This window comes from Microvirgula sp. AG722, from assembly GCF_003269145.1.
GTDB lineage: Bacteria > Pseudomonadota > Gammaproteobacteria > Burkholderiales > Aquaspirillaceae > Microvirgula > Microvirgula aerodenitrificans.
In genome coordinates this window covers 135,150-155,961 of record NZ_QLTJ01000001.1, presented here as the reverse complement: position 1 = coordinate 155,961, position 20,812 = coordinate 135,150, and the positions used below count along the sequence as shown (strand labels likewise).

Annotated in this window: 23 protein-coding genes; 12 read left to right on the top strand and 11 right to left on the bottom strand. The window is 64.1% G+C overall.

Annotation, left to right across the window (positions count from 1 at the left end; genetic code table 11):
• Positions 1 to 70: 70 nt before the first annotated feature.
• The 5 genes from DFO50_RS00715 to DFO50_RS00695 form a co-directional block, all read right to left on the bottom strand.
• The gene (locus tag DFO50_RS00715) at positions 71 to 1,927 is read right to left on the bottom strand and encodes a chemotaxis protein CheA (protein ID WP_107888776.1); all 1,857 of its coding nucleotides are present in this window, start codon (positions 1,925 to 1,927) and stop codon (positions 71 to 73) included.
• A gap of 40 nt (positions 1,928 to 1,967) precedes the next feature.
• Positions 1,968 to 2,987: a protein phosphatase CheZ gene (cheZ, locus tag DFO50_RS00710; protein WP_233495154.1), complete on the bottom strand. Its 1,020-nt coding sequence runs from the start codon at positions 2,985 to 2,987 to the stop codon at positions 1,968 to 1,970.
• Between the two features lie 37 nt (positions 2,988 to 3,024).
• The gene (cheY, locus tag DFO50_RS00705; protein ID WP_028497985.1) at positions 3,025 to 3,423 is read right to left on the bottom strand and encodes a chemotaxis response regulator CheY; all 399 of its coding nucleotides are present in this window, start codon (positions 3,421 to 3,423) and stop codon (positions 3,025 to 3,027) included.
• A gap of 128 nt (positions 3,424 to 3,551) precedes the next feature.
• Positions 3,552 to 4,487: a chemotaxis protein gene (locus tag DFO50_RS00700; protein WP_107888775.1), complete on the bottom strand. Its 936-nt coding sequence runs from the start codon at positions 4,485 to 4,487 to the stop codon at positions 3,552 to 3,554.
• Between the two features lie 16 nt (positions 4,488 to 4,503).
• Complete coding sequence (locus DFO50_RS00695; protein ID WP_028497983.1) at positions 4,504 to 5,445, bottom strand: chemotaxis protein; 942 nt, start codon at positions 5,443 to 5,445, stop codon at positions 4,504 to 4,506.
• A gap of 234 nt (positions 5,446 to 5,679) precedes the next feature.
• Here DFO50_RS00695 and DFO50_RS00690 point away from each other — a divergent pair, with 234 nt between their 5' ends.
• The 9 genes from DFO50_RS00690 (at position 5,680) to DFO50_RS00650 (ending at position 12,995) form a co-directional block, all read left to right on the top strand.
• On the top strand, positions 5,680 to 6,810 hold the full coding sequence (locus DFO50_RS00690; protein WP_028497982.1) for a PAS domain-containing sensor histidine kinase: 1,131 nt from the start codon (positions 5,680 to 5,682) through the stop codon (positions 6,808 to 6,810).
• A gap of 170 nt (positions 6,811 to 6,980) precedes the next feature.
• On the top strand, positions 6,981 to 7,592 hold the full coding sequence (gene cheD / locus DFO50_RS00685; RefSeq protein WP_084299777.1) for a chemoreceptor glutamine deamidase CheD: 612 nt from the start codon (positions 6,981 to 6,983) through the stop codon (positions 7,590 to 7,592).
• Between the two features lie 143 nt (positions 7,593 to 7,735).
• Positions 7,736 to 9,046 (top strand): homoserine dehydrogenase, encoded by a 1,311-nt coding sequence (locus DFO50_RS00680; RefSeq protein ID WP_028497980.1) that lies wholly within the window; start codon positions 7,736 to 7,738, stop codon positions 9,044 to 9,046.
• Positions 9,039 to 9,566 carry a GNAT family N-acetyltransferase gene (locus DFO50_RS00675; protein ID WP_233495153.1) on the top strand — a complete coding sequence of 176 codons (528 nt, stop codon included), beginning with the start codon at positions 9,039 to 9,041 and terminating at the stop codon, positions 9,564 to 9,566. Before DFO50_RS00680 ends, DFO50_RS00675 begins: the two co-directional genes overlap by 8 nt.
• A 9-nt stretch (positions 9,567 to 9,575) precedes the next feature.
• A complete protein-coding gene (thrC, locus tag DFO50_RS00670) occupies positions 9,576 to 10,988 on the top strand; it encodes a threonine synthase (RefSeq protein ID WP_028497978.1) in 1,413 nt (470 codons plus the stop codon).
• A 51-nt stretch (positions 10,989 to 11,039) separates the two neighbouring features.
• Positions 11,040 to 11,714: a flagellar basal body P-ring formation chaperone FlgA gene (gene flgA / locus DFO50_RS00665; RefSeq protein ID WP_146744996.1), complete on the top strand. Its 675-nt coding sequence runs from the start codon at positions 11,040 to 11,042 to the stop codon at positions 11,712 to 11,714.
• 100 nt (positions 11,715 to 11,814) lie between these two features.
• On the top strand, positions 11,815 to 12,117 hold the full coding sequence (gene flgM, locus DFO50_RS00660; RefSeq protein ID WP_233495152.1) for a flagellar biosynthesis anti-sigma factor FlgM: 303 nt from the start codon (positions 11,815 to 11,817) through the stop codon (positions 12,115 to 12,117).
• 32 nt (positions 12,118 to 12,149) lie between these two features.
• A complete protein-coding gene (locus tag DFO50_RS00655; RefSeq protein WP_028497975.1) occupies positions 12,150 to 12,620 on the top strand; it encodes a flagella synthesis protein FlgN in 471 nt (156 codons plus the stop codon).
• A 66-nt stretch (positions 12,621 to 12,686) separates the two neighbouring features.
• A complete protein-coding gene (locus DFO50_RS00650) occupies positions 12,687 to 12,995 on the top strand; it encodes a DUF2818 family protein (RefSeq protein WP_028497974.1) in 309 nt (102 codons plus the stop codon).
• A 63-nt stretch (positions 12,996 to 13,058) separates the two neighbouring features.
• Here DFO50_RS00650 and bfr (DFO50_RS00645) read toward each other — a convergent pair whose 3' ends face one another.
• From bfr (DFO50_RS00645) to DFO50_RS00620, 6 genes are all read right to left on the bottom strand, one after another.
• Positions 13,059 to 13,523 (bottom strand): bacterioferritin, encoded by a 465-nt coding sequence (gene bfr, locus DFO50_RS00645; protein ID WP_028497973.1) that lies wholly within the window; start codon positions 13,521 to 13,523, stop codon positions 13,059 to 13,061.
• Between the two features lie 10 nt (positions 13,524 to 13,533).
• Positions 13,534 to 14,010 carry a bacterioferritin gene (gene bfr / locus DFO50_RS00640; RefSeq protein ID WP_028497972.1) on the bottom strand — a complete coding sequence of 159 codons (477 nt, stop codon included), beginning with the start codon at positions 14,008 to 14,010 and terminating at the stop codon, positions 13,534 to 13,536.
• 114 nt (positions 14,011 to 14,124) lie between these two features.
• Positions 14,125 to 14,355 (bottom strand): bacterioferritin-associated ferredoxin, encoded by a 231-nt coding sequence (locus DFO50_RS00635; protein WP_028497971.1) that lies wholly within the window; start codon positions 14,353 to 14,355, stop codon positions 14,125 to 14,127.
• Positions 14,356 to 14,444: 89 nt separating this feature from the next.
• Positions 14,445 to 15,083 carry a glutathione binding-like protein gene (locus DFO50_RS00630; RefSeq protein WP_051528628.1) on the bottom strand — a complete coding sequence of 213 codons (639 nt, stop codon included), beginning with the start codon at positions 15,081 to 15,083 and terminating at the stop codon, positions 14,445 to 14,447.
• 28 nt (positions 15,084 to 15,111) lie between these two features.
• Positions 15,112 to 15,972, bottom strand: coding sequence for a lipid A biosynthesis lauroyl acyltransferase (locus DFO50_RS00625; protein WP_028497970.1), 861 nt, complete (start codon positions 15,970 to 15,972; stop codon positions 15,112 to 15,114).
• 7 nt (positions 15,973 to 15,979) lie between these two features.
• Entirely contained in the window at positions 15,980 to 16,876 is an 897-nt protein-coding gene (locus tag DFO50_RS00620; protein WP_028497969.1) for a lysophospholipid acyltransferase family protein, read from the bottom strand.
• A gap of 75 nt (positions 16,877 to 16,951) precedes the next feature.
• On the opposite strand from DFO50_RS00620, the gene metK reads away from it, so the two are divergent.
• From metK to mutY, 3 genes are all read left to right on the top strand, one after another.
• Positions 16,952 to 18,121 carry a methionine adenosyltransferase gene (gene metK, locus DFO50_RS00615; RefSeq protein WP_028497968.1) on the top strand — a complete coding sequence of 390 codons (1,170 nt, stop codon included), beginning with the start codon at positions 16,952 to 16,954 and terminating at the stop codon, positions 18,119 to 18,121.
• A 213-nt stretch (positions 18,122 to 18,334) separates the two neighbouring features.
• On the top strand, positions 18,335 to 19,636 hold the full coding sequence (locus DFO50_RS00610; RefSeq protein ID WP_036385144.1) for an aminodeoxychorismate synthase component I: 1,302 nt from the start codon (positions 18,335 to 18,337) through the stop codon (positions 19,634 to 19,636).
• The gene (mutY, locus tag DFO50_RS00605) at positions 19,633 to 20,682 is read left to right on the top strand and encodes an A/G-specific adenine glycosylase (protein ID WP_233495151.1); all 1,050 of its coding nucleotides are present in this window, start codon (positions 19,633 to 19,635) and stop codon (positions 20,680 to 20,682) included. The genes DFO50_RS00610 and mutY overlap by 4 nt, the downstream gene beginning before the upstream one ends.
• The last annotated feature ends 130 nt before the right edge of the window (positions 20,683 to 20,812 follow it).

Here is a 20,812-nt window from a genome sequence, read left to right as displayed (position 1 = left end):
GTCCCGCAGCGGTGCGGGACGGGGAAACGGCCGGGAGATCGCCGGCGAAGCGGTGATCTCCCGGGGCCGGTCAGATGGCCAGGTCGAGCAGGGCCGGGCTCAGATGGCCGCCCTTTTCCTTGGACTCGGCCGACAGCAGACCTTCCATGTCCAGCACCAGCACCACGGCTCCATCGCCGGACAGCGTGGCACCGGCCACCCCCTTCGGACGGATGTTCTGCAGCGGCTTGATCACCACATCGTCCCGACCGACGAAAGCGTCGATGGCGAGGATGAAGGTCTTCTCCGCCGACTGCATCAGTACGCCGAATGCCGGCTCCTGGGTTGCCGGCCAGCCGAGCAGGTCGGCCAGACCGCGCACCGGCAGGATCTCGTCGCGGACGACGATGGTCGGGCGGGCCGAGACTTCCTGGATGCTGTTCGGGTCGATCGGGATGATCTCGCGCACCATGGCCAGCGGCACGGCAAAGGCCTGCTGGCAGACCTTGACCACCAGCACCGGCAGGATGGCCAGCGTCAGCGGCAGCGAGACGCTGAGGCGGGTGCCTTCGCCCGGCACCGAGGTGATGTCGATGCGGCCGTTCAGGCGCTGGATGTTGGTCCGCACCACGTCCATGCCGACGCCACGACCGGAGACGCTGGAAATCTGGTCCTTGGTCGAGAAACCGGGCAGGAAAATCAGTTGCAGTGCCTGCTTGTCGTCCAGTGCCTGTGCGGTTTCGCTGTCGATCAGGCCCTTGTCGACGGCCTTCTTGCGCAGCATGTCGGCACGCATGCCGCGACCGTCGTCGACGATTTCGATGACGATGTGGTCACCGACCTGACGGGCGGACAACTGCACGATACTCTTGACCGGCTTGCCGGCGGCAATGCGCTCCTCGGTGGATTCGGTACCGTGGTCGACCGCGTTGCGCACCAGGTGGACCAGCGGATCGTTCAGATCCTCGATCATGGTCTTGTCGAGTTCGGTTTCCTCACCGGACAGCACCAGTTCCACTTCCTTGCCGAGCTGGCGGGCCAGATCGCGGGCCAGTCGCGGGTACTTCTGGAACAGGCGGCCGATCGGCTGCATCCGCGTCTTCATGACCGCGTTCTGCAGGTCGCCGACCAGCAGGTCGAGCTGGCTGACCGCTTCGTCAAGTGCACGCAGCGTGTTCGTGCCAAGGTTGCCCTGCATGATCTCGGTACGGATCGTGGTCAGGCGGTTCTTGGTCAGGCCGATTTCACCGGACAGGTTCAGCACCTGGTCGAGACGGTGGGTATCGATCCGGATGGTGGTTTCCTGCGGTGCGGCGACCTGGGTATTGGCCTTGGCCGGCGCACGATCGCGGGCGGCCGGCACCGGGGCTGGTGCCGGAGCGGGGGCTGGCGCCACCGGGGCCGAGGTCGGCACGACAGCCGTACCGCCACCGGCAATCTGCGCGACGCTGTCTGCCGGTACGACGACGGCCTGGTACAGCTGCTGCCAGTTCGGCTCGCCCGGGGCGGCCGGGGCGGCCGGCGCTGCCGGGGCCGCTGCCGCAACGGCAGGCGTCTGTCCGGCCAGTGCGGCGTCGAGATTGGACAGGATGGCCGGATCGGCCGGCGACGGCATGCGGCCCTGCGCCATGTAGCTGAACATGTCGCGAACCACGCCGGTGGCGTCGAGGATCACGTCCATGATCTCGCTGGACAGCGTCAGCTCGCCATTGCGCAGCTTGTCGAACAGGTTTTCCGTGCGGTGGCACAGATTCACCAGCGGGGTGGCGTTCAGGAAACCGCCACCGCCCTTGATGGTATGGAAGCCCCGGAAAATGTCGTTCAGCAGTCCCTTGTCGTTGGGACGCTTTTCCAGTTCAACCAGTTTGTTGTCCACATCGGACAGCAATTCGAGAGACTCTGTCAGGAAATCCTGAAGCAGTTCTTCCATTCCGGCGAAGTCGCTCATGACAGCCTCTGCGAGAAAAGTGTTGTGTATGCAGTATGCATCAGAAACCCAGACTTGCCAGCAGGTCGTCGACCTGCTTCTGGTCGGTTACCACGTCGGTGCGGTTGGCCGGATTGACGACCGGGCCGTTTTCCAGCGAGTGGAGCTCGGTCGGGTCCGGCTTGATTTCCGGCTGGTATTCCATCAGGAACGACAGCAGTTCCTGCTCCATGTGCTGGACCATCTCCACGACCTTCTTGATCACCTGACCCGTCAGATCCTGGAAGTCCTGCGCCATGACGATTTCCATCAGCTCGGAAGACGTGGCATGCGTATGTTCGGGCACTTCGGCCAGGTAGCCGCGCGTCGACTTCGCCAGTGCCTTGAAGGCTTCCAGCGACGACTGGTTGGCAAACACCTTGTCCCAGTCGCTGGCGAGGGCAGCGGCGCCGCTCTCCAGACGGGTCTGGTGCGGTTGCGCGCGGTCGGTGGCGTTCAGCACGCGCTCGGCGGCGTTTTCCGTCAGCGTGGCGATATAGGACAGCCGGTCTTTCGCGTCGGGAATGGCACTGGCGGCGCGTTCGAGGGATTTGTCGTAGCCGAGTTCGTGCAGCGCATCATGCAGCTTGCGGGTCAGCTGGCCCACTCGCGAATACATGTTGTCAGCGGAGGCAACGGGTGCCGCAGCGGCTGGCGCGTCTGCGCTGACCGCGGCCTGGCTGGCCACGCTGTCGAACAGCGCCTCGAGTTCCGGGCTGTCGCCGGCGGCGGTCACCTGCGCGACGACCGGGGGCGGGGGCGCGACCGGGGCCACGCTGGCGGCCACGCTGTCGAACAGCGCTTCGAGTTCCGGGCTGTCGCCGGCGGCACTCAGGTCGGGGGCGGGCGTCGGTACGACGGGTGGCGCAACGGGTGCGGCGGCGACACTGTCAAACAGTGCCTGCAATTCGGCGCTGTCGCCATCTGCTGATGGGGCGGGCACGACGGCAGCGATCGGCGCGGCCGGGGCTTCCTGTACATGCGTGTCGTGAGCGACACGATCGAACAGGGCCTCGAGTTCGGGCGAATCGCCGTTTTCCAAGTGATTATCCGGCACGTAGCCTCCCTCGGTTTTCTGCTTACTTGGCCACGCTCTGGAAGACTTTGCCCAGCTTTTCTTCCAATGTGGCAGCGGTAAAGGGTTTGACGATGTAGCCCGAAGCGCCGGCCTGGGCCGCTTCGATGATGTTCTCGCGCTTCGCCTCCGCCGTAATCATCAGGAAGGGGAGATGCTTGAGCTGGGCGTCGGCGCGTACATTGCGCAGAAGCTCGATGCCAGTCATGTTCGGCATGTTCCAGTCGGACACGACGAAATCGAATGTCTGGCTTCTGAGCTTGTGCAGCGCGGCCTGGCCGTCCTCGGCTTCATCGACGTTGGTGAAACCCAACTCCTTGAGCAGATTGCGGAGGATGCGTCGCATCGTCGAGAAATCGTCGACGACCAGAAAGCGTGTGTTCTTGTCTGCTGCCTCGATCATGGGGCGTTGTCCTGCGTATGTGTGGCTTTGTCAAAGCTGCCGGTCATGGGCCCGGAGCCGGTTCTGTCTGGTAGACCGTGGGTCGAGCCGGATCGTAACGATGGCGGCGCTCACTGCGAATGCTGCGCTCAGCGTTGCAGGTACGGCAACATCGTTTCCGCCAGCAGCGCGGGTTCGAACTTGGCGACGTAGTTGTCGACGCCGACGCTCGAGCCCATCGCCCGGTTGGCATTGGACGACAGCGACGAGTGCATGACCACCGGAATATTGGCGAAGCGCTTGTCGCCCTTGATGTGCCGGGTCAGAACGTAGCCATCCATTTCCGGCATTTCGGCATCGACCAGGATCAGTTTCAGTGTGTCGTGCAGCGTGGCGCCATCCATCCACGGACGGTTGGCGAAGGCCTGCAGTCGTTCCCAGGCCTCGCGGCCATTGGTGGCCTGATGGTATTTGACTTCCATCTTGTCGAGCACCTGGGTGATTTCCTTGCGGGCGACCACCGAGTCGTCGACGAAGAAAATGAATTCATCGCTGCCGGTGCCGGCCTTGGGAATGTCGGGGATGCGGGTTTCACCGACGACGCTGGCCAGGATCTGCTCGACGTCGAGGATGGAAACCAGTTTGCCGTCGTCCAGTTCGGAGACGGCGGTAATCATGGCCTGTCCCTGCGGCATCATGTTGTCCGGCGCCTTCATCCGGTCCCAGTCGATGCGGATGATGCGGTCGACCGACTCCACCAGGAACGCTTGCGTGCTCTTGTTGAATTCGGTGACGATCATCGATTCGTACTTGTGGGTGTCCGCATCCTGCGCGCCGGTAAAGCGGGCCAGCGAGATGACCGGGATGATGTTGCCGCGCAGGGAAATCACGCCCTCGACACCGAACGGCATGTTCGGCGACTTGGTGATTTCCGGCGTCTGCGACACTTCGCGCACCTTGAACACGTTGATGCCGAAGGTTTCGCGGGTGCCGAGCGAGAACAGGAGGACTTCCATCTTGTTCGAGCCGGCGAGCTTGGTGCGCGCATCGATGTTATCGATCAGGGATATGTCTTGCATGGCCATTATTCTCGTAGCAGGGTCAGAGCTTCAGCAATTCGCGCATCTTCAGCGACAGCTTCTGCGGCTCGAATTTCGACACATAGTCGTCGACACCGACCGACTGGCCTAAACGCTGGTTCGACTGACCAGACAGCGACGAGTGCATCAGCACCGGAATGCCGGCGAAGCGCGGGTCGCTCTTGATCATCTTGGTCAGCAGGAACCCGTCCATTTCCGGCATTTCAACGTCGGTCAGCACCAGGTTCACCATATCCTTCAACGGCTTCTCTGCCTGCTCGGCCTGACTGGCCATGCGCTGCAGCTCTTCCCAGGCGCGGCGACCGTTGATTGCGTATGCGTAATTCACGTTCATCGCCTGCAGCGTCTTCTCGATCTGCTTGCGGGCCACGGCGGAGTCGTCGGCGAAGAACACCATCCGCGATTCCTTGATCGGCTCGATATTGACGAACTGGAACGAGTCGTCGATATCGGTGGTCTCGGCCAGTACGCGCTCGACGTCAATCATCATCACCAGATTATTGTTGTCGAGCTCGGTCACGGCGGTGACCAGACCGCCCATGCGGTTCGAGATCATTTCCGGCGGCACGCGCATCGCCGACCAGTCCAGGCGCAGGATGGTATCGACCGCCTCGACCAGGAAGCCCTGGGTGTGGCCGTTGTACTCGGTCACGATCATGACTTCCGGGGTCTTCTCGGTGATCACGCCGGTATACTTCGCCAGGTCGATGACCGGAACGAGGTGACCGCGCAGGCTGACCATGCCTTCGACCGAGCTGGCCATTTCCGGCGCCGTCGTGATCTCGGGGGTGCGCATCACTTCACGGACCTTGAATACATTGATGCCGTAAGTTTCCTTACGGCCGGTCCGCTGGTCGACCCCTAGCGAGAAAAGCAGGATCTCCAGCTTGTTTGCACCCGCGAGTTTGGTTCGCGCGTCAATGCTTTTCAGTAGTTCAGACACAAGGTGCTCCGCTCATCTTTGCAAATTCAAATCGCCAGCCCGGGGGGCTGTCAGGAATACTATCGACAACAACTGCAGAATCATAAGTGACTCTAGACGTTCGTTAGGATTTTTCTCGCAGTTGTGCGGAACATTTCCTGAGTAGATTACTACCACATTTCCCTTAGTGCTGTCATAGGGGCTGCCATGAGCCATGAGAATCATCAACTCGGTCCACAGGAGAATTCTCCTGACGTGCAGCAGCTGAAAGAGGCGTTCGGTCTGTTCAGCCGCGCGTCCGGTGAACTGATCCACGCGTACTCCGATCTGCAGAAGCAACTGGCGACCCTGTCGGCGCAACTGGAGATGGCCAATCTGGCGCTGGCCAGCCAGAGCGCGCAGCGTGCCAGCCTGGCCGAGCGGCTGGCGCTGCTGCTCGACGCGCTGCCGGCCGGCGTGGTCGAGCTGGCGGCAGACGGCACCGTGCTGCGGCAGAATCCGGCGGCGCAGGACATGGCCGGGGCCGACTGGACCGGACTGGACTGGGCGCAGGTATCGGCCGCGATGACACCGGCGGATGTCGGCGACGCCTGGCTGCTGCCATCCGGGGCCGCGCCGCGTGAAGTCATTGTCGAGCAGCGTCCGCTGCCGGACGGTTCGACCATCGTGCTGCTGCACGACATCTCGCGCCAGCAGGCGCTGGCGCGGCAACTGGCCGATCAGGAGCGACTGGTGGCGATGGGGCAGATGGCGGCATCGCTGGCGCATCAGCTGCGCACGCCGCTGGCCACCGCCATGCTCTACACCGCCAATCTGGCCCGCGAACCACTGGGCCGGGAAGACCGGGAACGCTTTGCCGGCAAGGCGCTGGACCGTCTGCGCCAGCTCGAAGGCCTGATCCGCGACACGCTCGGCTATGTGCGCGGCGAGGCGTTCGAGTTGCACGACGTCGCCGTGGCCGACGTGCTGGACGAGGTCGAGCATGCGGTGCTGGCCGGAGCCCGCGCCCGCGCCGTGACGTTTGCCTGCCGGCAGGACACGGGCGTGACGCGGGTACGGGCCGATGCCAGGGCGCTGGTCAGCGCTCTGGTCAGCCTGATCGAGAATGCGTTCGCCTACTCGTCCCCGGGCAGCGAGGTCTCACTGGCGGTCCGCCGCGGAGAGGCCGGCGTCGAATTCGCCGTCAGCGACCAGGGACCGGGCGTGCCGGCCGAGATCGCCTCGCGCATTTTCGAGCCGTTCTTTACCACGCGCAGCGAGGGTACCGGTCTCGGGCTGGCCATTGCTGCCCGGGTGGCGCAGCAGCAGGGCGGACAGTTGCGGCTGGATGCGCGCCATGCACCGGGGGCGTGTTTCGTGCTGTCCCTGCCGCTGGCCGACGACTGAATGCAAGCGGGCACCGCGAAGGGATCGCGCAGCGGGATTCCACTGGTCTATATCTAGACAAGCCATACGGATGTCATTGCCTTGCCGGCAGGGCGGCAGTGACCGTTCTTCCCGCAGCCGCGGACCGGTCTCCGGCCCGGTGTCCGCTTGCGGCCACATGCGAGACCACCATGAACACAGGCAATACCAAGACCAGTGCAGCCATGCCAGGAGCCTCCTACTACGACGCCAATTTCCAGCTCGAGGCGGCCAAGGTGCTGCCGGGCGAGTTCATTGCCACCAATCGCGACATGCTGCTGGTGACGGTGCTGGGGTCCTGCGTGTCGGTGTGCCTGCGCGATCCGGTGGCCGGCGTGGCCGGGCTGAATCACTTTTCGTTGCCCGATGGCGTGTCCGATCAGGACGCGCTGACCAATCTGCCCGAACGCTATGGCCAGCATGCGATGGAAGTGCTGATCGACGAAATGGTGCGGCTCGGCGGCGACCGGCGGCGCTTCGAGGCCAAGGTATTCGGCGGCGGCAGCGTGCTGCGCGGGATGCTGAAATCCAATATCGGCGAGCGCAATGTCGATTTCGTCCGGCGCTTTCTTGCCGAGGAGAGCGTTCCGGTGCTGGCGGAGGACCTGCTCGACTGCTATCCGCGCAAGGTCTACTACTTCACCCTCAGCGGCCGCGTGCTGGTGAAGAAGATCAAGGACGTCCACAACCGCACCATCTACGAGCGCGAATGCGCTTACCGCGACCGCTTGCGGCGCCAGCCGTTCAAGGGCTTCCCGTCCTAGCCCCCTGATCGATCGTTCCGGAACCGCGCCACCCTTTTGCACAATTTGGCGAACGGGGGCGTGTGCTGCACTGCGCGACATGCCCAATGTGTGGCATATTCGGCGACTATTCCCGGAACATACAATCGATAGCAGGAGTGACGATGAAGCCGATCAATGTAGGCATCATGGGCGTCGGCACGGTCGGCGGCGGCACCGCGACCGTTCTCAAACGCAATGCGGAAGAAATCAGCCGGCGTGCCGGGCGTGCGATCGTGCTGAAAATGGCGGCCAATCTCGATATTGCCAGGGCGCGCGAAATTGTCGGCGACGGCATCGAGATCGTCAGCGATGCCCGCGTGGTCGCGACCCATCCGGATATCGACATCGTGATCGAACTGATCGGCGGTACCGGCATCGCCAAGGACCTGGTGCTGACCGCCATCGATCATGGCAAGCACGTGGTCACGGCCAACAAGAAGCTGCTGGCCGAGCACGGCAACGAAATCTTTGCCCGGGCGCGCGAAAAGGGCGTGATGGTCGCGTTCGAGGCCGCGGTGGCCGGCGGCATCCCGATCATCAAGGCGCTGCGCGAAGGGCTGGCGGCAAACCATATCGAATGGATCGCCGGCATCATCAACGGGACCTCCAACTACATCCTGACCGAGATGCGCGAGAAGGGGCTGCCGTTCGCCGATGCGCTGGCCGAGGCACAGCGCCTCGGCTATGCCGAAGCCGACCCGACTTTCGATATCGAGGGCCATGACGCCGGCCACAAGCTGACCATCATGGCGGCGCTGGCCTTCGGCATCCCGATGCAGTTCGACAAGTGCTATCTCGAAGGCATCAGCACGCTGACCGCGCAGGACATCCGCTACGCCGAGGAACTCGGCTACCGGGTCAAGCTGCTGGGGATCACCCGCCGTACCGCTGCCGGCATCGAGCTGCGCGTGCACCCGACGCTGATTCCGGAAAGCGTACTGATCGCCAACGTCAATGGCGTGATGAACGCGGTGCTGGTCAAGGGTGATGCAGTCGGCCCGACCCTGTACTACGGCGCCGGCGCCGGCGCCCTGCCGACCGCAAGCGCGGTGGTGGCGGATATCGTCGACATCGCCCGCCTGGCCACGGCCGACCCGGAACACCGCGTCCCGTACCTGGCCTTCCAGCCGGACCGGATCGCCGACCTGCCGCTGCTGCCGATCGAGGCTGTCGAAAGCAGCTATTACCTGCGCGTGTGCGTGATCGACAAGCCGGGCGTGCTGGCCGAACTGACCCATATCCTTGCCGACGAGTCGATCTCGATCGAAGCGCTGATCCAGAAGGGCAGCGAGCGTGACGGCCAGGCGGAGATCGTGCTGCTGACCCATCGCGTGGTCGAACGACGCGTGCAGTCGGCGATTGCGCGCATCGAGGCGCTCGCCAGCGTGACCGACAAGGTGGTGCGGCTGCGCATGGAGGCGCTCAATGGCTGACACCGGCGCCGGGATGCGTGTCCGGCACGCGGTGCGTGCCGACCTTCCCGGCATCGTTGACATCTACAACAGCACGGTGCCGTCCCGCCAGGTGACGGCGGATACCGAGCCGGTGACGGTCGCATCGCGCGAGCCGTGGTTCGACGCCCATTCGCCGGCGCGTTATCCGCTGTGGGTGCTGGAGGACGCCGCCGGCGTCATGCTGGGCTGGATCAGCCTCAGCGCGTTCTACGGCCGGCCGGCCTACGCGGCGACGGCCGAGGTCAGCATCTATCTGGCCGAAAGCGCGCGCGGCCGCGGTCTCGGCCGGCTGGCGCTCGACTACGCGCTCGAAGCCTGTCCGGCGCTCGGCATCCGCACGCTGCTCGGCTTCATCTTCGCGCACAATACCCCCAGCATGGCGCTGTTCGAGCGCCGGGGCTTCAGTACCTGGGGTCACTTTCCCGATGTGGCGGAACTCGATGGTGTCCGCCGTTCGCTCGTCATCCTCGGGCTGGCGCTGCCGCAGCCCAAACCTTAGTCAGACATCATGAAATATATCAGCACCCGTGGCGGCATGGCGCCGGCCCCTTTCTCCGACATCCTGCTGATGGGCCTGGCCCCGGATGGCGGGCTGGTCCTGCCGGAAAGCTACCCGCAAGTGGACCGGGCGACGCTCGACACATGGCGTGCGCTGTCCTACCCGGAACTGGCCTTCGAGATCATCCGCCTGTTTGCCGACGACATTCCGGCCGACGACCTGCGCCGCCTCGTGTTCGACACCTACCGCGAAGACGTGTTCGGCTCGGCCGACATCACGCCGCTGAAAGTGCTGGAACCGGGCCTGTGCATTCTCGAACTGTCCAACGGCCCGACTCTGGCGTTCAAGGACATGGCGATGCAGTTCCTCGGCAACCTGTTCGAGTACGTGCTCGGCCAGCGCGGCGAGTCGCTGAACATTCTCGGCGCCACCAGCGGTGACACCGGTTCGGCCGCCGAGTACGCGATGCGCGGCAAGCACAATATCCGCGTGTTCATGCTCAGCCCGTACGGTCTGATGAGCCCGTTCCAGCAGGCGCAGATGTACAGCCTGCAGGATGACAACATTCACAATCTGGCGGTGCGCGGCGTGTTCGACGATTGCCAGGATATCGTCAAGGCCGTCAGCCGGGATCACGTGTTCAAGGCCCGGCGCAAGATCGGCACGGTCAATTCGATCAACTGGGCGCGGGTCGTGGCGCAGGTGGTGTACTACTTCAAGGGCTATTTCGCTGCCACGGCCGGCAACGACGAGCAGGTCAGCTTCAGCGTGCCGTCGGGCAACTTCGGCAATGTCTGCGCCGGTCACATTGCGCGGATGATGGGGCTGCCGATCCGCCATCTGGTGGTTGCCACCAACGAAAACGACGTGCTGGACGAATTCTTCCGTACCGGCCGCTACCGCCCGCGCGGCACGGCCGATACCCATATCACTTCCAGTCCGTCGATGGACATTTCCAAGGCCAGCAACTTCGAGCGCTTCGTGTTCGATCTGGTCGGCCGCGATCCGAAGGCCGTAGCCGGGATGTGGGCGCGGGTGGATGCCGGTGAAGGGTTCGATCTGGCCGGCACACCGGCATTCGCCCGCATTGCCGACTTCGGCTTCCAGTCCGGCAAGAGCACGCATGCCGACCGGCTGGAGACCATTCGTCGCACCGATGCCCGCTATGGCGTGGTGATCGACACCCATACCGCCGACGGGCTGAAGGTCGGCGAGGAATGGCGGGAGGACGGCGTGCCGATGGTGTGCCTGGAAACCGCGCAGGCGGCGAAGTTCGAGGACACCATCGTCGAGGCGCTGGGGCGCAAGCCGGCTCGACCGGCCGGACTGGACAATATCGAAGCCCTGCCGAAGCGGGTCGAGGTGGTCGATGCCAGTGCCGAGCTGATCAAGCGCTACCTGTCCGAACACATCGACGCCTGACCGGCCGTCGCGGGTTTGAGTCTGCGGCGGCTCGAACGCTACAATCCGCGCATGTCCAGATTGTCGCTGTTTCTGTTGTTGTCGGTTTTCCCGGCACTTCCGGTCCTGGCCTCGCGCCAGGACATCGCCCTGATCGAGGCGCAGGCGCGCGCGTTCGCGCTGCAGGGCTGGCAGGGCGCGGCGGTGCGGCTCAGCTACGGTCAGCTTGACCGCAGGCTGGGCCTGCCTGCCTGCCCGTCGCCGGTCTATGCCTGGGATGGTCCCGGCCGCGAGGCCGCCCGCGGAGTGAAAATTTCCTGCGTGTCACCGAAGTGGTCGATCCGGCTGCCGGTGCGGGCGATTCCGAGCCAGACCGTGGTCATGATCAAGCGCACGGTGGCCACCGGGCAGAAGCTGGTCGCCGAGGACCTGGAGCTGGTCGAATCGCGCGACGGCAATGTGCCGCTCGGCGCGTTCGCCCGGATCGAGGACGTGGTCGGCAAGCCGATGGCGCGCACGGTCGTGCCGGGCCTCATGCTGCGGCGGGAAATGCTGGCCCTGCCGCTGGTCGTTCGCCAGGGGCAGCCGGTCCGCATCGTGGCGGACAACCCGGCATTCAATGTGTCCGCGCAGGGGGTGGCAATGACCGCCGGCAGCGAGGGCCAGTCGGTCGGCGTGCGCATGCCGAACGGCCGGATTCTGCGCGGGACGGCACGCGCGGACGGCAGCGTTGCCATCAGGTATTGAAGAAATGATCTACTGTGTAACGGCAAGACAATAAAGGCTAAAGCTGGATGACAATCCGTCGATAACTGCTGTAACAAGGGCGATACACGGACTCAATGCGATGAAAATCCAATCCAACATGGTGCATACTGCACCCCCGAGCGGCAACGCCGGAAGCAAGCCGGTCAAGCCGTCGCTGACGACGCCGTCTGCTGCCGGCGAGAGTGTGGCCATCAACCCGCTTGCCAGCCAGATTCAGTCGCTGGCCCAGGACGGCGCCGGCGAAATGACTTTTGATGCTGCGAAGGTTGCGTCGCTGAAAGCCGCCATTTCGAATGGCGAGTACAAGATCAATCCGGAAGGCATCGCCGACGGTCTGGTCCGCAGCTCGCAGGAACTGCTGTCCACGCAGAGTCAGGGCTGACAGCGTTCCGTTTTTTGTAAGTTGTCCACTTCATGACCGATACCCAGATCCAGTCACTGACCGAGTTGGTCGTTGCCGAAACCCGGCAGTTCGAACAGATGCTCGAACTGCTGGATGAAGAGCAGCGTGCGCTGATCGGCGGCAACATCGCCGATATCGAGAAGTTCGCCTCCGGCAAGCTGGAGCTGCTTGAGCAGATCGATCACAGTGCCCGTCTGCGTGCCGAGGCACTGCGCGCCTTCGGCATCGACAGCCGTACGGCACTGTACCGCTGGCTGTCCGACCGGCTGGAACTGCTGTCGATCTGGCAGCACCTGGAACTGGTGTCGGAAAAAGCCCGTGCCGCCAATGACCTGAACGGCAAGCTGATCTCGGATCGCCTGCTGAATGTCAATCAGGCGCTTTCGGCGCTGATGTCGTCCGAGGGCAGCACGCTGTCCTATGGCCGCGATGGCGGCAAGCAGAGCATTGTCGGCGGTGGCCGCAACCTCGGCGCCGCCTGATCCCGTCTCACCGAACGCCGCCGTCTATGGCATGATGGCGGCTGTTTTCATTTTGGGCTGCCCCCGATGAACTGGAACGTTGTCGCGCTGCTGCTGGTTGCCTTTCTGGCGGCGAATCTTCCCTTTGTCTCCAGGAAACTGTTCGGCGTCGTGACGCTGGCCAGGGCCAAGCATGCCGGCTGGCAGGCGCTGGAACTGCTGGTGATGTTCGGTGTGGTCGCCGTGCTGGCCTACGGTCTCGAGGCCCGGCAATCGGCCGTGCATCCGCAGAACTGGCAGTTCTATGTAACCAATCTGGCGCTGTTCCTGGTGTTCGCTTTCCCGGGCTTTGTCGGTCGCCATTTCTGGCACCGCCGTGGCATGCGCCTGGGCTGACCCGTCCGCCTCTGGCGGAATTGAAAAAAGCGCCCCGCGGGGCGCTTTTTCCGTGACTGCGTTTCAGATCTTCGACTGCAGATAGTTTTCCAGACCCATCTGGTCGATATGGCGCAGCTGCTGTTCCAGCCAGCGGGCATGGTCCATTTCGGTATCGTCGAGCATCTTCAGCAGAATGTCGCGGCTCACGTAATCATGTTCCTGTTCACAGGTCCCCATGGCTGCGCGGACATCGCGGACGACCTGATATTCGAGTTCGAGGTCGCTTTTCATCATCGACGGCACATCGCTGCCGATATTCAGTGCCGACGGCACCATGGCCGGCGTGCCGCCAAGGAACAGGATGCGGCGGATCAGCCAGGCCGCATGCTCGGTTTCTTCCTGCATTTCGTGCTCGATGCGCTCGAACAGCTTGCCGTAGCCCCAGTCCTCATACATGCGGGAGTGAATGAAGTACTGGTCGCGAGCGGCGAGCTCGCCAACCAGAAGGTGGTTGAGGGCGCCAATGACTTTTGCACTGCCTTGCATGGTGTTCTCCTTATTCGTTGTCGCCGGTCAGGCTTTGCAGGAAGTTCGGCAGGCCGACGGCGCCGATCAGGCCCAGATGGGTTTCGGTCCAGTCCAGCTGCTCTTCTTCGCTTTCCAGCAGCTCGGTCACGATGTCGCGGGTCACGTAGTCCTGCTCGCTTTCCGCCAGTGCGATCGCCTTGCGCATGTCGGCCAGGCCGCCGTGGATCAGCTTCTCGTCACAGGACAGCATTTCCGGCACGGTTTCACCGATGAACAGCTTGCCGAGTTCCTGCAGGTTGGGCAGGCCGTCGAGGAACAGGATGCGTTCGATCACTTCGTCGGCGTGCTTCATCGCCTTGATCGACCACTTGTATTCGGCGCGGTCGAGGAGCTTGTAGCCCCAGTTGCGGCCCATGCGGGCATGCAGGAATGACTGATTGATCGCCGTGAGCTGGTACTTGAGCACGCCGTTGAGGGCGGCAATGACTTGCGGGTTGCCTTGCATAGTGTTCTCCCATCCGGAAATCCAGCATGCATTATCAGTCATTACGGCACACACAGCCATGCCCGCACTCACGAAGGGTCAGTGCGGGCACAGGAATGGGGGGGGGGGGGGGGATCAGGCAGCCAGTGGCAGGCGGGCGCCCATGGGCTGCAGCAGAACAGTCTGGCGTGACGATTGCTGTTGCGCTTTCGCTTCGCACAGCACCGAATGGGCGCATTTCGCGCATTTTCCACACTGGGTGGCGACGCCGAGATCCTGGGCCAGTTCGCGCAAGGTGGACGCACCGTTCTCGACTGCCCTGTGTATCTGGCGATCGGTTACCGCTTTGCACACGCACACGTACATGGAGGCCACCCAGTGAATGAAATACGTTCTCATTCTTGCATGAGTGAGAACGGTTTTCAATAGCCACTTATCGGGTTTGAATACAAGAGCTAACGGGCGGGATTCACCTTTTCGGCCAGGGCGTAGGCACGGGCCGTGGCCGGTCGGGCGGCGATGGCGTCAAACCAGCGCTGCACGTGCGGATAGTCGGCCAGATCGATGTGCTGCTTCTGGTGCGGCACGGCCCACGGGTAGCAGGCGATGTCGGCGATCGAGAACTCGTCGGCCAGAAACTCGTGCAGTGCCAGACGCCGGTTGAGAACGCCGTACAGGCGCTCGGTTTCCTTCTGGTAGCGCTCGATGGCGTACGGCACTTTCTCGGGTGCGAACTGGCTGAAATGGTGATTCTGTCCAAGCATCGGCCCGAAGCCGCCCATCTGCCAGAACAGCCATTCGGTCGCGGCGAGCCGCCGGTGCGGGTCGGCCGGCAGCAGCTGGCCGGTTTTCTCCGCCAGGTACATCAGGATCGCACCGGATTCGAACACGCTGACCGGGCCGCGGCCGAAGGCCGGTGCGTGGTCGACAATGGCCGGAATGCGGTTGTTCGGGGCGATGGCGAGGAAGTCGGGCGCGAACTGCTCACCGGCGCCGATGTTGATCGGCTTGATGGTGTAGTCGAGACCGGTTTCCTCGAGGAACAGGGTGATCTTGTGGCCGTTCGGGGTGGTCCAGTAGTACAGGTCGATCATGGCGGCTTCCGTTTCGCGGGGCGTGATGTCAGTAGAACGGCTTGTCGCCGTCCGGCCGGGTCTTGAAGCGCTTGTGCAGCCAGAAGTACTGCTCCGGCTGCTCGCGGACGCGCGCTTCGATAAACGCATTCATGCGGGCGGCGTCCTCGGTCTCGTCGCCGCACGGGAAGTCGTCCCACGGCGGGAAGACTTCCAGTTCGTACCGGTCCGGCGAGACCCGGCGCGGGATGACCGGCACGATCCTGGCCCGGGTCAGGCGGGCGATGCGGCTCATCGCGGTAATGGTGGCTGCCGGTACGCCGAAGAATGGCACGAAAACCGCTTCCTTGGCGCCCATGTCCTGATCGGGCAGGTACAGCAGTGGCGTGTGGTCCTTCATCGCCTTCAGCAGCGGGCGCAGCCCTTCGGTGCGGGAAATGATCTTGGCGTTGCTGAAGCGCTGCCGGCCCTGGTAGATGCGCCGGTCGAGCACTTCGTTCTTCTGCCGCGCGTAGATGCTGACCAGCGGCACATCCTGGTTCAGCCGGTAGACGCACATTTCAAAACCGACAAAGTGCGGGTACAGGATGATGACGTTCTCGTCCTTCAGGTCGGTCAGGTAGTGCAGGTTCTTGTAGCTGACCAGTTCCCTGAAGCGTGCATCGGGGGAGTACCAGACGATGCCGTATTCGAGCATGAAGCGCGCCATGGCGTGGAAGTGATCGCGCAGCAGGCGGTCGCGTGCAGCCGGGGTCCAGTCGGGAAAGCAGGCCTCCAGGTTGCGGCGGCCGACGCGGCGACGCGGCGCGACCAGGTGGTAGGCAAGCCAGCCGACCGGCCGGGCGATGGCATTGATGGCGGACAGCGGCAGAAAATGCAGCAGCCAGAGAATGAAAAAGGCAAAACGCACGTGGCGGTTACTCCAGAGGGACGTCCGTGGTCGGGCGCTCGTCGGCGCCGGCCGGGTGTTTGAAACGACTGTAGCCCCACAAATATTGTTCGGGCGCTTCACGCACCAGCGCCTCGACCTCGGCATTGATGCGGCGGGTGTCCTGGTAGCGGTCGCCGGTGAACGGCACGCTCAGCGGCCGGATGCGGACCTCGAAGCCTTCGCCGATCTGCAGCCGGCGACCGTAGAAGAAATAGGTGTCGACGTCTTTCATCTCGCCGAGGCGCGAGGCCAGCGTCATGGTGTAGGCCCACTGGCCGAAGAACGGCACCCACAGACCTTCGCCGCTGCCAGGCACCTGGTCCGGCAGCACGATGGTCGCCTCGCCGTGCTTCAGCGCCTTCATGATCTGGCGCACGCCGGCCGGCGTGGCCGGTGCGGTATTGCCGTTGTCGCGGATCCGGCCACGCTGCATCAGCGGCTGCAGCCACTTGACCTTGGGCGGGCGGAACATGGCGGTCAGCGGCACCGGCAGCCGGCTGGCCAGATAGCGGCCGGCGATGTCGTAGGCGCCGAGGTGCGGGGTGATGAACAGCAGACCGCGACCGGCGGCGATCGACGCCTCGACCGCGTCCCAGCCCTGGCACGCACGGACCATGCCGGCGACCCGGCGCGTGTCCTGGCACCAGGCCGCTGCCAGCTCCAGCGCCGACATGCCGGTATGGGCTGCACTGTCGCGAATTAAACGCCTATAATCGGGCGCATTTTCTGCGAAACCCGCCAGTTTCAGACTGTTGCGGGTTTTCTGTCCGAAGCGCGGAGAGAGGACGAGTGCCAGTCTTCCGCTGACCCAACCGATGCGCTGAAGCGCACCCAGCGGGAGACGGCTGATCAGCCAGACCAGGGCAGAGAGCAGGTTTGACATGATAGGGGAGCGTGACGGATACGAATCAAACCACGTATTCTAAACGTTCCGATCTCCCGATTTCAGGAAATCCTTGTGAGCGAATACCTCTTTACCTCTGAATCCGTTTCCGAAGGACACCCGGACAAAGTCGCCGACCAGATTTCCGATGCGATCCTGGACGCGATCTTTACCCAGGACCGTCACGCGCGTGTCGCGGCCGAAACCCTGGTCAATACCGGGCTGGTAGTGCTGGCCGGCGAGATCACCACGCATGCGAACATCGACTATATCCAGGTCGCCCGCGACACCATCCGTCGCATCGGCTACAACAGCTCGGACCTCGGCTTCGATGCCAAGGGGTGCGCGGTGCTGGTCGCCTACGACAAGCAGTCGCCCGATATCGCCCAGGGCGTGAATGAAGGCCAGGGCCTCGATCTCGACCAGGGTGCCGGTGACCAGGGACTGATGTTCGGCTATGCCTGCGACGAAACGCCAACGCTGATGCCGTTCCCGATCTACTACGCGCACCGTCTGGTGCAGCGTCAGGCCGAACTGCGCAAGGACGGCCGCCTGTCGTGGCTGCGTCCGGATGCCAAGAGCCAGATCACTTGCGTCTATGACAGCGAGACCGGCCTGCCGAAGTCGATCGACACCGTGGTGCTGTCGACCCAGCACTCGCCGGATATCGATCATGCCATGCTGACCGAAGCGGTTATCGAGGATATCGTCAAGCCGGTGCTGCCGGCTGAAATGCTGACCCGCGACACCAAATTCCTGATCAACCCGACCGGCCGTTTCGTCATTGGCGGCCCGATGGGCGATTGCGGCCTGACCGGCCGCAAGATCATCGTCGATACCTATGGCGGCGCTGCGCCGCACGGTGGCGGCGCGTTCTCGGGCAAGGATCCGTCCAAGGTCGACCGCTCGGCCGCCTATGCCGGCCGCTACGTGGCGAAGAACATCGTCGCCGCCGGTCTGGCCCGCCAGTGCCAGGTCCAGGTGTCCTACGCGATCGGCATCGCCCAGCCGACGTCGATTTCGGTCGACACCTTTGGCACCAGCCGCATTCCGAACGAGCAGATCGTCGAACTGGTCAAGCGCCACTTCGACCTGCGCCCGAAGGGCATCGTGCAGATGCTGGACCTGCTGCGCCCGATCTACACCAAGACCGCCGCTTATGGTCACTTCGGCCGTGAAGAGCCGGAATTCACCTGGGAAGCGACCGACAAGGCCGCCGCGCTGCGCGCCGACGCCGGCCTGTAAGCGGATAAAGGCGGGCGCCGGGGGCACCGTGACCCCGGCACCCTCCGCCCCCGCTTCGCCCGTCCGCTCTTCATCGCGGGAGGTGCGGGCAGACTGACGGCACCCTTTGTGGTGCCGTTTGCCTTGACGGCGTGCGTCCGCAGCCGTTGACAGCAGCGCATGCCATGATAGGCTCGGCCGTTTTCTTCAGGGCCTGCCATCGTGGATGAGGACATGCTGCTTACCCGTTCTCTGCCGGCCGTGCCGGACCTGCTCGCGCTGACCGCTGGCGCACCGCAGTCATTTCCTTTCCTGCTGCAGTCGTCCGCCGACAGCGGCTTCGATATTCTGTTCGCATTGCCGCAGGCGCAGCAGTTGTATTTTGATGGTGACGGCGCCCGCCTGCTCGCCGATCTGGCCGCGCTGGAATTGCGGGCGATCGAACGGCCGGACCCGCGCCTGCCGTTTGTCGGCGGCTGGTTCGTCTATCTCGGCTACGAAATGCTGCACACCTTCGAGCCCCGCGTGCCGGCACCGATTGCCGATGCCTTCCCGCTGGCAGCGCTGGTGCGTGTGCCTGCCGCCATCGTGGTCGACCGTGCCGCCGGCACGGCGACGCTGGTGGCGGAAACTGCTGCGCAACTGGCCGAGCTGGCCGCACAGGTCGACGCGGCGCCGGCCTGGCAGCCCGCCCCGCTGCAGTTGCTGGCGCTGGAGGAGGATGCGCCGGGGCGTTATGTCGATGCGGTCGAACGCATCAAACACTATATTCGTGAAGGCGATGTCTTCCAGGTCAATGTGTCGCGCGAGTGGCGCGCCCGCCTGAATGCTGACGCCAGTGCCGCCGATGTGTTCGCCGCGCTGCGCCAGGCCAATCCGGCACCATTCTCGGCACTGGCCGATTTTGGCGACTGGCAGATCGTCAGCTCGTCACCGGAACGGCTGGCCCGGGTGTCGCCGCAACGGGTCATCGACACCCGGCCGATTGCCGGCACCCATCCGCGCGCGACCGATCCGGTCGAGGACGCCGCGCTGAAGGCGCGGCTGATTGCCGACCGCAAGGAGCGCGCCGAGCATGTGATGCTGATTGACCTCGAACGCAACGACCTGGGCCGGGTCTGCGTGCCGGGCAGTGTCGAGGTCGACGAGTTGATGAGCGTGGCCAGTTACGCGACTGTCCACCATATTGAATCCAGCGTGCGCGGCCGCCTGCGTGATGCGGTCGGACCGGCCGGCGTATTTCGCGCCCTGTTTCCCGGCGGCACCATCACCGGTTGCCCGAAAGTGCGCTGCATGCAGATCATCCGCGAACTGGAAACCGCGCCGCGCCGCGCCTATACCGGCAGTCTCGGCTACATCAATCGTGACGGCAGCCTCGACTGCAATATCCTGATCCGCAGCTTCATGCGCGAAGGCGACCGGCTGCGCTTCCGGGCCGGCGGCGGCATCGTCACCGATTCCGATCCGGAACGTGAATTGAACGAGACGCGGCACAAGGCGCGCGGCCTGTTGCGCGCACTGGGGATTGAATCATGAGCGCCTTCGCCACCCGTCTTGTTGACTGGCAGCGCCGGCACGGCCGCAGCGGGCTGCCATGGCAGGTCGCCGACCCGTACCGGGTCTGGGTGTCGGAAATCATGCTGCAGCAGACCCAGGTTGCAACCGTACTCGATTACTACCCGCGTTTCATGGCGCGCTTCCCGACCGTGGGCGAGCTGGGCCGTGCGGCACTGGACGAAGTGCTGGCGCTGTGGAGCGGACTCGGCTACTACAGCCGCGCACGCAATCTGCACAAGGCGGCGCAGCGCATCGTGACCGAACATGATGGCGTGTTTCCCCAGCGCTTCGAGCAGGTGCTCGATCTGCCGGGCATCGGCCGTTCGACCGCGGCGGCGATCTGCGCGTTTGCCCGGGGTGAGCGGCGCGCGATTCTGGACGGCAACGTTCGTCGCGTGCTGGCACGCTGGGGCGGCATCGAAGGCTTTACCGGCGGGAAGGCGGTCGAAAACCGGCTGTGGACGCTGGCGGAGTCGCTGCTGCCTGCGGCATCGGCCGATATGGTGGCCTATACCCAGGGCCTGATGGACCTGGGCAGCCTGGTCTGCACCCGGGGCAAGCCGGCCTGTGGCCGCTGTCCGCTGGCGGCCGACTGTGTCGCACTGCGGGATGACCGGGTCGGCAGCCTGCCGACGCCCAGACCGAAGAAAGCGCAGCCGACACGGGATGCGGTGTGGCTGCTGGCGCGGGACAGCCGCGGACGCGTTCTGCTGGAACGGCGGCCTGAAAGCGGCATCTGGGGCGGGCTGTGGAGTCTGCCGGAGCTGGCGTCCAGCGATGCCGTCGACGCAGCCTCCGCGCAGTATGATTTTAAAGTCGACCAGATCGAACCGGCCTGGCACGAAATCGAGCATGTGTTCACCCATTTCCGCCTGCTGGCCTTGCCGCTGCCGGTACGGGTTGCCGCACACGGAGAACGGCAGGATGGGCGGCAGGGCTGGTTCCTGCCGGCGGAAGCGCTGACCATGGGCCTGCCGGCGCCGGTACGCCGCCTGCTTGATGCGCCATCCGGCACGCTGTTTTGACACCGTCTGGCGTGGTGCGGGCCATGAACCGCCAAAGGGATTAAACTGCCGGAAGCGGGATTCCCGTCCTACAATGGCAACCTTTTTTACCTAACGTGGTGGGCTTGCGGCGCGACCGGAAACGGCGCCC

Bases quoted from the DNA above. Each gene is read 5' to 3' on its own strand.
- DFO50_RS00715 (WP_107888776.1), bottom strand. From the start codon at position 1,927: ATGAGCGACTTCGCCGGAATGGAAGAACTGCTTCAGGATTTCCTGACA.
- cheY (WP_028497985.1), bottom strand. From the start codon at position 3,423: ATGATCGAGGCAGCAGACAAGAACACACGCTTTCTGGTCGTCGACGAT.
- DFO50_RS00700 (WP_107888775.1), bottom strand. From the start codon at position 4,487: ATGGCCATGCAAGACATATCCCTGATCGATAACATCGATGCGCGCACC.
- cheD (WP_084299777.1), top strand. From the start codon at position 6,981: ATGAACACAGGCAATACCAAGACCAGTGCAGCCATGCCAGGAGCCTCC.
- DFO50_RS00680 (WP_028497980.1), top strand. From the start codon at position 7,736: ATGAAGCCGATCAATGTAGGCATCATGGGCGTCGGCACGGTCGGCGGC.
- DFO50_RS00675 (WP_233495153.1), top strand. From the start codon at position 9,039: ATGGCTGACACCGGCGCCGGGATGCGTGTCCGGCACGCGGTGCGTGCC.
- thrC (WP_028497978.1), top strand. From the start codon at position 9,576: ATGAAATATATCAGCACCCGTGGCGGCATGGCGCCGGCCCCTTTCTCC.
- flgA (WP_146744996.1), top strand. From the start codon at position 11,040: ATGTCCAGATTGTCGCTGTTTCTGTTGTTGTCGGTTTTCCCGGCACTT.
- flgM (WP_233495152.1), top strand. From the start codon at position 11,815: ATGAAAATCCAATCCAACATGGTGCATACTGCACCCCCGAGCGGCAAC.
- DFO50_RS00655 (WP_028497975.1), top strand. From the start codon at position 12,150: ATGACCGATACCCAGATCCAGTCACTGACCGAGTTGGTCGTTGCCGAA.
- DFO50_RS00650 (WP_028497974.1), top strand. From the start codon at position 12,687: ATGAACTGGAACGTTGTCGCGCTGCTGCTGGTTGCCTTTCTGGCGGCG.
- bfr (WP_028497973.1), bottom strand. From the start codon at position 13,523: ATGCAAGGCAGTGCAAAAGTCATTGGCGCCCTCAACCACCTTCTGGTT.
- bfr (WP_028497972.1), bottom strand. From the start codon at position 14,010: ATGCAAGGCAACCCGCAAGTCATTGCCGCCCTCAACGGCGTGCTCAAG.
- DFO50_RS00635 (WP_028497971.1), bottom strand. From the start codon at position 14,355: ATGTACGTGTGCGTGTGCAAAGCGGTAACCGATCGCCAGATACACAGG.
- DFO50_RS00630 (WP_051528628.1), bottom strand. From the start codon at position 15,083: ATGATCGACCTGTACTACTGGACCACCCCGAACGGCCACAAGATCACC.
- DFO50_RS00620 (WP_028497969.1), bottom strand. From the start codon at position 16,876: ATGTCAAACCTGCTCTCTGCCCTGGTCTGGCTGATCAGCCGTCTCCCG.
- DFO50_RS00610 (WP_036385144.1), top strand. From the start codon at position 18,335: ATGCTGCTTACCCGTTCTCTGCCGGCCGTGCCGGACCTGCTCGCGCTG.
- mutY (WP_233495151.1), top strand. From the start codon at position 19,633: ATGAGCGCCTTCGCCACCCGTCTTGTTGACTGGCAGCGCCGGCACGGC.